Source organism: Nostoc sp. UIC 10630 (genome assembly GCF_010747425.1).
Taxonomy (GTDB): Bacteria; Cyanobacteriota; Cyanobacteriia; order Cyanobacteriales; family Nostocaceae; genus Nostoc.
In genome coordinates this window covers 1-8,822 of record NZ_JAAGOG010000272.1, presented here as the reverse complement: position 1 = coordinate 8,822, position 8,822 = coordinate 1, and the positions used below count along the sequence as shown (strand labels likewise).

Sequence of the window (8,822 nt, the reverse complement as noted above, 5' to 3'; positions counted from 1 at the left end):
CTGCTCCCCTGTCCCCTGTCCCCTTGATTGGAAAACACAACTTGACGCGGACTCTGCGGATTTCGTACTCCTTCGCGCCATCGTTGTTCCCACCAGTAGGCACGTGTTAGATCGTATTCACCGTTGGGCATTTTCTGAAAATACTTGACGGTGAGGGGGTAAGCAGAGGCTAAAGCGGCAAAAATCGATTCTTGGGATAAATCAATCGCTGGTGGTTCTGGATAATGATGTGGAAAACGGCTTCTGATTTCTTTGGTTAGGCGTTGCAGAATTTGTCCCTCACTGGGAAAGGGTTGTTCTGCCCAACGAAACACTTTCAGATAGGTAGTTCGCTGCACTGACCAGACAAATACCGAAAGTTCTACAGGCAAGTTTTCGGAAAGAGCCGCCCCAGCAGGTGTCTTCGCACTGGGTATTTTGAGGCGAAAGCCTTCCGAAGTAAGCACTTTTTCTCCATTTCCAGGTTCAAAATCTGTTTGTAGCCAGCTACGCACAGTTTCTATATCTGGAGTTGGAACTTCTAAATAAAGGATTTCTCTCATCGTTTCCTGACATCTCCGATCAATCTACTCACTAAGACAGATTTTATGAAGGCACAAAGTAAGGTAAACTCCGCGCAACTAGTTTCGTAAAGATTCAGTAAAGAAATTTTAAGAATTTGTTGAATTTATTGTTCATTTTGTATTTCTGTAAACCCACGCTATGAATTATCCCATTCCAGACAGTCCCCAAGAAATTGTTGCCCTGCGACAACAGCCAATTGATGAAGAACTCGTTGCAGCTGCGATCGCTGGAGTCATTAAAATTGTCCGCGCTCAGGGTCAATCTTTGGAAGAATTAACCGCTCAGTTGCTAGCAGATGATCCAATGCTGGATCAGCAACAACGTCGCTGGTTGAGCCAATTAGTTGCCCAATCTTGGGAAAAGTTCTCCTAAAACCTTGCATAATATAAAGAAAATTTTTGGACCAGCATTAGATATTTAGGTTTGCAACTAAATATTGAGAATATTGGCGTTGGCTTTGCCCGCCGTAGGCATCGCATTTTAGGTATAGGAGTAACAATAATTGTCAGTATGGAATTGGCAATTGACTTGCTATTTTGGCATTGATGGCGCAGAAGCCACTAAATTAACCATATCAGCGTTTTACGTTGCTAATGAATTTTACAACGTTCTGAAAGCGAAAGACCTCTGCTTTACAGCCTAGGTCTCTTTTTGGGTTCATCCTTATGCTTTTGATCGCCGCCTCGACACCTTAGCGGAATAAATCTTTTTGGCACATAACTTAATTAGCGATCGCCAACTAAGTAAGCCGTGGTAAAAATTTACAACTATGTAACAAACAATTAAGGAGAAGAAATAGAGTTAAATCTTATACGTTGTGTACTGTATTTTCCCTTCTCTGCTCTAGCTTGAACTCCATCAACCACAGCATAGGCAAGGTCTAACTCATCTTCAAAAGTTTTCGAGGCTAGTTCATCTTTTTTGAGGTGTTGCCACTCCAATTCAATCGGGTTCATTTCCGAACAATATTTGGGTAGAAAGAAGATGTACAAACCCATCTCTTCCCACTTTGGCCATAACTCCTGCACTTCTTTACACCGATGTATTGGGCCGTTATCCTGCACTATGACTCTTATGCATCCCGTTTTTTGTGCCTCTAGTGCTTCAAGCTCCATCATTTGAATATAAGATTTGCGTGAAACGCCGCCAATCACCAAACCGTACACAAAGCTAATTAGGGGTTGAAAAAACCCAATAATACTTAATCTTCGTCCCCTGCGTTTACTCTGCTCCAAACGTTTTTGTTCGCCTCGGAAGTAATAGCTGTAACTCGGTTCACTCCAAGCGCAAAAGCCTGATTCATCCATATACTTTAAATCTATTTCTCCAACAGCAGCAGACAATTCCAAGATTTCTAAGTCTGCCTGTTTGATTTCCTGTACTACCGGGTCTTGTTTTGCTTTATGGCTTTTCCTCGTTCGCTTCCAGATGATCCCCTTTTTTTTAGTACCTGTCTTAACCAGTCAGGACTTAATTTAATCGAGCGTTCTTGTTCTAGTTTTTGGGCTAATTGAACGCTGTTATATGTACGTGGCTCTTGCTCTAAACATTCTTCTAAGAACACCATGTCATCTTCCGTCCACCTTGATTTTCCTCCTCGCCCTGGTTTCTCCCAAAACCCCTCTAAGCCAAGATGCTCCCATCTGTGCAACACTTCTCTGACTGTTTGTGCAGTCCAGTTAAAGTGTGCTGCTATCTTCTCTACATACCAACCATGTGCGCTCAATCTAATCACTTCGGCTCTGTCTTTCACCTTCTGGGGTACATCTGCCGTTCTCAGGTTTAAAAGAGTTTTATCTTGCTCTCTAGTTAGAAATACCCTTAAACGGCTGCCCATATCTCTGTTACCTTTGTAGAAACATTGTACGTATTTACTTATCTTTACATAGTTTGGTTTTTTCACCTCGTTCTACTTAAGTAAGTGGGAATAAATATAACTATATTACAAAAGCTATATATATTTGAAACCCTTAGCAAGGAAGAGCGAAAACGGAAAAGCGACAACCTTAAATAGTTAACTTTATTTGTGTCGGCTATCTCCTAATTATTCTGAAAATGGCTATTTATCAACATTATTTATTTAAAATAATAATCATCAGGATATGAACATAAAGTTAGGACATAATAATATTTAGCCTTATTAATTTTTCTCTCTTCAAAAATATTTATCCGAGAGCCAGATTCAACAAAAGCGTAGCAATTACTTACGTCGTAGACTTTATATAGAAAGCTTTAGCCGCTTGTCTCTTATGCAATCGCTGTGAGATAACCCGTATTTTATCAAACTTAATATTCCATAAATATTCTTTAATTACGATTGCAAAAAGTATTTTTATTGAAATCATCTATAAAGGTATAATCACAAAATAAAATCATGAATGAATTATGACTAAAATACAGGATCAAACTCTAGATGCACGTAGCCGCATCGTTGAATCAGCTAATCGTTTAGGGGTTCAACTCAATGAGCAAGAATTAGAACGTTGGATGAATTCCATCACCGAGGCAACAGGAGACAGCGATATTGTCGTAGACAAAGATACAGGTGCTTTTGGGCACAAAGTCACCATGTTGGATTTTGACCCGCAAGAGTTGGCACGGTTTCGTACCATTGGCAAAATCGTAGAATTTGAAGATATTCCTGGTGTTGTAGAAACCGCATTGGCGATCTCTGGTTCAGCGGCTCAATCTAAAATTCAGACTTATCCTGGTGACTGTGACTACTTCGAGCGTGTGAATATCATTGCGCCTACCCGTAGCGAAGCCTCCGAGATTCTTGGCAAACTGGTTCGGGATAAGGCGCTTAACACCATGTCCGGCCCCAATTATCAGTTAATTGATGTGAACTTTGGTGCTTACCCCCAACAAGTGGTTCGGGGAGAAAACACCAGACGTTCAGGTTCGCCAATTAACTGGCAACCCGATGAGGTGATTGCTGGTCAGATTGAGGTAAGCGACCTAGAGGGCAATCCTCTGGTGCTGACCTGGGATGCCGTAGCCCAAGACCCTAACTGGTCTTGGTGTAAGCTGGAATGGGTTGTTGCTGACACAATACGTAGTCAATTGTCCAACGCCAGCAACGTGATAGATGTTACCTGGGAAGCACCAGATGGAACTATCACAGCACTAGACGGCTATCTGGACGGCTATTTTCAAGAAGTTTACCTAGATGCTGAATCCGCTCCCATCTTTTCCAAACTGGTGAAGCAAGCCTCCGCCGATGTCATGGATGATTATGTGGCGGTATTGGAAAAGGAAGTCAAAAAATATGTCAAACAAGGTAAACACCTCAACTACGGCAAAGCAGCCAAGCGGATGTACAACATCTTTCGGCTGAATGGGCGTTACGAGGAAGCAGCGTTTCTGCGTGAATTGTTCGACGAACCTACGGCACTGCTTTACCAAGTCCACGCATTAATGGGAACTGTGCAACAAGCTAGGGACAATAGTGCTGTGTTTGATCTCGATAGCGTTCTCAATCAGGCAGATGAACTGATTGTGGCAGCCGTCAAGGTCTTGGAGGGGGAAGAGGAGTTAGAAATCGTGCGTCATTTGCTGCGCTTATATCGTAGTTTGTGCCGCCAAGAATCTGGCACTCCCCTTGGTTCGGAAGTAGAAGTAGCCCAGGCGGAAGTGATGAAAATAGTCAATAATTTCTTCTATGAGAAAATGACGGCGTTACCCACCATTAAGGCTTATATCGAAGGTACTCAGGTATAGGGCAAAATCCTCGGTTTCTCAAAGGAGTAAGAGATTTCCGATAACAATGAATCAGGCTTCGTCGTTATCGGAAATCTGTTACAAAATCTTATAAGTGCGATCGCATAGCTATCTTACTTAACGCTGTAGATTCGCTTGCAAAAGATTACAGAATAACTTCCCTTGCTGAATGGCATCATCCAAGGCAATGTGAGCCAATGGAAGATTTTCTAACCATGCAGCAGGTAGATTATCCTTGCCAGATTCACTGTAGCTTTGTTTCAAGAATGCCATCGCATAGGAACGGATATCCAATGCCGAAAATTTAAAGGGGCTATCGCCCACAAAGTTGATCAGGTACCAGTAGACAAACATAAAGTCATAGGCGGCTGGATAACCAACAAAGATCGGTTTACCTGGTAAAGCCACAAGCCAGGCGTGGTAAGACTCCATGACCTTTAGAGGGGGCTGGGGGTCGGCTCGACTAGCTGCCCAAGCATCTGGCTGTTCTGCCCACCATTTCATAGTTTTGGGGTGTCCTTGGGCCCCTGGCAAGGTTTCTAAATTAGCTGTAAAAGTCCCAACCAATTGTTTGTCTGCGGTATACGCAGCTGAGGCAAGACTAAGCATGGAATGGGGCCCAGGGATAGGGCCATCCGCTTCTATATCAGTGCTGACGTAGATTTCGATTGTCACCTTTTATCCTGCCTGTCTTTTATCAGTATGTTTCAGCGTTGATGACCATTGCCTGATTTTAGCAATACACGGGTTTTCGTCGTTATCGGAAATCTATGACAAAATCTCACCGATGCAACCAAGTACAGCACTTCTGATTAACAAACCGCCTTCTCTGCGAAAGGCTTCTACTTTCAGAGACGCTAACGCGTAGCTTGTCGTAGAGAAGAGACAAACGACACAAAGAAAAAATCAGCGTAACTCTTACTCTGCGGGAAGGCGTTCGCGTAGCGTCTCGTAGAGAAACGCCTATGCGTTAAAAAATTACATTCTCTCCAACACCTGAATTCCCAACAAAGATAATCCCAACTTCAGAGTTCTAGCAGTCAAATCACACAGAACCAACCGAGATGTTCGCTGTGGTTCCTCCGCTTGTAGTATGGAACAGCGATCGTAAAATTGGTTAAACTTCTGGCTCAGTTCAAACAAATACTCACATAAACGATTGGGTAGCAAGTCTTGCTCTACACTACTGATAACTTCATCCAGTTGAAGTAAATATTTTGCTAGCGCTAATTCTGTTTCATGCTGCAACAAAACGGCATTATTTCCCAACTCTTTAAAATTAATATCACCCTTGCGGCTAATCCCATGAATCCGCGCATAAACATATAGCATATAAGGCGCAGTATTACCTTTGAGATCCAGCATTTTGTCGTAGCTGAAGATGTAGTTACTGGTGCGATTTTGGCTTAAATCTGCATACTTAACTGCACTGATTCCAACTACCCTAGCAACTTCATTAATAAATTCTTCAGTTTCTTGACGTTCTTCTTTTTGTAATCTGCTTTTTAGGTCAGCATGGGCATGAGAAACAGCTTCATCTAATAAATCTCGTAACCGCACAGTATCCCCAGAACGAGTTTTGAATTTCTTCCCATCTTCTCCTAATACCAACCCAAAGGGAACATGGACTAATTCCACATCATCGGGAATCCAGCCGGCTTTGCGTGCTACCTGGAAGAATTGGGCAAAGTGGTTTCCTTGTCCAGCATCAGTTACATAAATTATCCGCTTTGCTTCATCCTGCTGAATCCGGTAACGGAGGGATGCTAAATCAGTTGTGGCGTAGTTATAACCGCCATCTGATTTCTGCACAATCAAGGGTAAAGGTTCACCTTCTCTATTTGTAAATCCCTCCAGAAAAACACATTTTGCGCCCTGGTTTTCTACCAGTAAGCCCGATTTTTCTAAATCTTCCACAACACCAGATAATAAAGGGTTGTAGAAAGATTCACCGCGTTCAGTTAACTTGATATCCAGCAATTCATAAATTACTTGAAACTCTCGCCGTGATTGTTCGCACAACAGTTTCCAAGCATGAAGTGTATCTTCTGCACCTGCTTGTAATCTGACAACTTCTTGGCGTGCTGTTTCTTGAAAAGCTGCATCTGTATCAAAGCGTTGTTTGGCTTTGCGGTAAAAAGAAACTAAATCACCAATATCTAAAGCATTAGCGGTAGTAAGTGCATCTGGGTAAACTTCCCGCAGATAGGCGATTAACATTCCAAACTGCGTACCCCAATCACCGACATGATTTAACCGCAGCACATCGTGTCCTTGAAATTCTAAAATCCGGGCGATGGAATCACCAATAATGGTAGAACGCAAGTGTCCGACGTGCATTTCTTTGGCAATATTCGGACTGGAAAAATCTACAATTTCCCTCTTCGGCGTTTTCGCTGGTGGAACTCCAAGTCTGGGATCGGCTTGAATTTCGTTCAGTTGTGCTTCTAGGTATGTCGTTTTCAGTTTCAGATTGATAAATCCTGGCCCAGCAATTTCCGGTGGTTCGCAGATTTCGGATACATCTAGTTTCTCAACGATCGCACCTGCGATCGCTCTTGGTTGCTTTCCTAACTTTTTACTCAGGGATAAAGCCACATTCGCCTGATAATCACCAAATTTAGGATTACTGGCAGAAACCAAAATTGGATCTACTCCCGCGAAGTCAGCGCCAAAAGCCTCGACTAAAGCCTGTTCAAGCTGAACTTTTAGTTTTTCTTGTGTAGCGTTCATATATAAATTTTATCTGGGAGAGAGAGAATGTAGCTCTGGAAAAGCTTGATTATTAACTTTAGCATTTCATTTTGAGCCACTCGATTCATGAGAAATGTTTTTGTCCATCTACTTACCAATGCCAAAACCCACGACAAAATGACGGACAGAAATTACGACACAATGTCGTTTACTTTTCTTTCTCAATAAGACACTCTATCTGTAATATAAATTTCACCTATACAGATAAGCGTTAGCATGAAAGTACGCGAAGTTATCAAACGACTAGAAGCTGATGGTTGGTATCTTGCTAGAACTAAAGGTAGTCATCGACAGTTCAAACATCCAGATAAGCCCAGTACTGTAACAGTGTCTGGTAAACCAAATGTGGATGTGCCAATTGGTACTCTTAAAAATATCTGGAGACAAGCTCAATTAGAGGAAGACTAATGCGTTATACAGTTGTGATTGAAAAGGGAGAAACTAGCTATGGCGCTTATGTCCCTGATTTACCCGGTTGTGTAGCTGTGGGTGAAACTTTAGAAGAAGTCAAGCAGATGATTGCAGAAGCGATTGAATTTCATATAGAAGGAATGCTAGAAGATGGTTTACCTATTCCTAAACCTACAAGCATCGCTCATGAGGTTGAAGTTGCAAACTACAGCAAAACATAATTATAGAAAACCACTAAATTAGCTCTAAACAATCCTTATAGAATATTTTAAGTCTCTTTGATAATGCGATCGCACCGCACTTTTCGATTACATAATTCATTCACTGTGTAACTGTAAGCCACACAGTGAATCAATTATAGGGAAGACGAAAGAATCGAGTTGTATTGAAGCCTTACTCCTCCCGCCCAAGCAAGGCACAACTGACGGAAATCATCGCCCCGCACCTCAAAATTGGGGTATTGGTCGAAACTCGCGCAAGCTGGAGATAGTAACACCACAGGCGCTTCATACTCCTTGGCTAATTCCGCCGATCTGGGGATTGCCCTTTCCATAGTTTCGACAATGTAGTACGAATAATACCCCACTTCTTGCAGGCGTTGGGCAAATGCGGGTGCAGCAGAGCCAATCAATAACACAGCAGCAGCTTTGGTTTGGATTTGTGCTAGCCAGCCAGTATCATCACCTGCTTTAGCTTCTCCACCAGCAATTAAAATCGCTGGACTTTTGACTGATGCTAAACCAACTTCGGCCGCATCGTAGTTGGTGGCTTTGCTATCGTTAATGAAATCAATACCTTCCCAAGTGCAGATATGCTCCAAACGATGAGGAACGCCGGGGAATTCCTGAATTGCAAGTGCGATCGCATCACGATTAATTCCCGCTAATCGTGCCGTTGCTACTGCCATCAACAGATTTTGCTGATTATGCTCTCCCACCATTCGCAAAGTAGATACTTTCACAATCGGTTCTGGTACAGAGGTTGCAGTCAATTTTTCCACAACCCAGTCGTCCTCAATGTAAAAGCCTTTTTCGCTAATCAGGAAATCTTTTCCTCTCACACTTGTCCAATAAGCATTAGGCCAAGCACTTAAACCTTGTTGGCTCAAGTAGGCATCATCACCATTGAACACTTGTAATTCGGACTGGTGCAACAGCTTTGCTTTGATGTTGTAATAGTTCTCTAAAGTCTTATGGCGACTAAGATGATCCGGTGTGAAAGTCGTCCAAACACCGATCCGGGGTGCAAGAGAACTGGAAGATTCTATTTGATAACTGCTAATCTCCGCAATCACCCAATCGAGTGAAGAGTTAGGAGTTAGGAGTGAGGAGTTAGGAGTGAGGAGTGAGGAATTATCAAATGCTTCCCCTGCC

The 8,822-nt window shown here is 42.6% G+C and carries 9 protein-coding genes and 1 pseudogene; 5 read left to right on the top strand and 5 right to left on the bottom strand.

From position 1 onward, the window contains the following. A pseudogene (locus G1O98_RS34530) lies at positions 1-542 on the bottom strand (flavin-dependent dehydrogenase); the annotation flags it as partial. Between the two features lie 160 nt (positions 543-702). Between G1O98_RS34530 and G1O98_RS34525 the strand changes: the two are divergent. Beyond that, positions 703-936, top strand: a complete 234-nt coding sequence (locus tag G1O98_RS34525) for a hypothetical protein (protein WP_114081902.1) — start codon at positions 703-705, stop codon at positions 934-936. A gap of 51 nt (positions 937-987) precedes the next feature. Further along, on the top strand, positions 988-1,110 hold the full coding sequence (locus G1O98_RS40980; RefSeq protein WP_265578517.1) for a hypothetical protein: 123 nt from the start codon (positions 988-990) through the stop codon (positions 1,108-1,110). A gap of 236 nt (positions 1,111-1,346) precedes the next feature. Here G1O98_RS40980 and G1O98_RS34520 read toward each other — a convergent pair. Further along, positions 1,347-2,401 (bottom strand): IS630 family transposase gene (locus tag G1O98_RS34520; protein ID WP_243458629.1). Its coding sequence is split into 2 segments (ribosomal slippage): positions 1,347-2,006 and positions 2,009-2,401, totalling 1,053 coding nucleotides; the frame shifts between segments, so codons are not numbered across the junction. Between the two features lie 548 nt (positions 2,402-2,949). Between G1O98_RS34520 and G1O98_RS34515 the strand changes: the two genes are divergently transcribed. Beyond that, a complete protein-coding gene (locus G1O98_RS34515; protein ID WP_163938257.1) occupies positions 2,950-4,284 on the top strand; it encodes a hypothetical protein in 1,335 nt (444 codons plus the stop codon). A 117-nt stretch (positions 4,285-4,401) separates the two neighbouring features. On the opposite strand, the gene G1O98_RS34510 is transcribed toward G1O98_RS34515, so the two are convergent. Further along, positions 4,402-4,959 carry an exonuclease gene (locus tag G1O98_RS34510; RefSeq protein ID WP_163938254.1) on the bottom strand — a complete coding sequence of 186 codons (558 nt, stop codon included), beginning with the start codon at positions 4,957-4,959 and terminating at the stop codon, positions 4,402-4,404. Positions 4,960-5,262: 303 nt separating this feature from the next. Further along, positions 5,263-7,017: an arginine--tRNA ligase gene (gene argS, locus G1O98_RS34505; RefSeq protein WP_163938251.1), complete on the bottom strand. Its 1,755-nt coding sequence runs from the start codon at positions 7,015-7,017 to the stop codon at positions 5,263-5,265. A gap of 237 nt (positions 7,018-7,254) precedes the next feature. Between argS and G1O98_RS34500 the strand changes: the two genes are divergently transcribed. Both G1O98_RS34500 and G1O98_RS34495 read left to right on the top strand, forming a co-directional pair. Beyond that, positions 7,255-7,446, top strand: coding sequence for a type II toxin-antitoxin system HicA family toxin (locus G1O98_RS34500; RefSeq protein ID WP_163938248.1), 192 nt, complete (start codon positions 7,255-7,257; stop codon positions 7,444-7,446). Beyond that, the gene (locus G1O98_RS34495) at positions 7,446-7,670 is read left to right on the top strand and encodes a type II toxin-antitoxin system HicB family antitoxin (protein ID WP_163938245.1); all 225 of its coding nucleotides are present in this window, start codon (positions 7,446-7,448) and stop codon (positions 7,668-7,670) included. The genes G1O98_RS34500 and G1O98_RS34495 overlap by 1 nt, the downstream gene beginning before the upstream one ends. 134 nt (positions 7,671-7,804) lie before the next feature. Here G1O98_RS34495 and murD read toward each other — a convergent pair. Continuing rightward, on the bottom strand, positions 7,805-8,822 hold a 1,018-nt coding region (murD, locus tag G1O98_RS34490; protein ID WP_243458628.1), incomplete at its 5' end, for a UDP-N-acetylmuramoyl-L-alanine--D-glutamate ligase.

Bases quoted from the DNA above. Each gene is read 5' to 3' on its own strand.
- G1O98_RS34525 (WP_114081902.1), top strand. From the start codon at position 703: ATGAATTATCCCATTCCAGACAGTCCCCAAGAAATTGTTGCCCTGCGA.
- G1O98_RS34515 (WP_163938257.1), top strand. From the start codon at position 2,950: ATGACTAAAATACAGGATCAAACTCTAGATGCACGTAGCCGCATCGTT.
- argS (WP_163938251.1), bottom strand. From the start codon at position 7,017: ATGAACGCTACACAAGAAAAACTAAAAGTTCAGCTTGAACAGGCTTTA.
- G1O98_RS34500 (WP_163938248.1), top strand. From the start codon at position 7,255: ATGAAAGTACGCGAAGTTATCAAACGACTAGAAGCTGATGGTTGGTAT.
- G1O98_RS34495 (WP_163938245.1), top strand. From the start codon at position 7,446: ATGCGTTATACAGTTGTGATTGAAAAGGGAGAAACTAGCTATGGCGCT.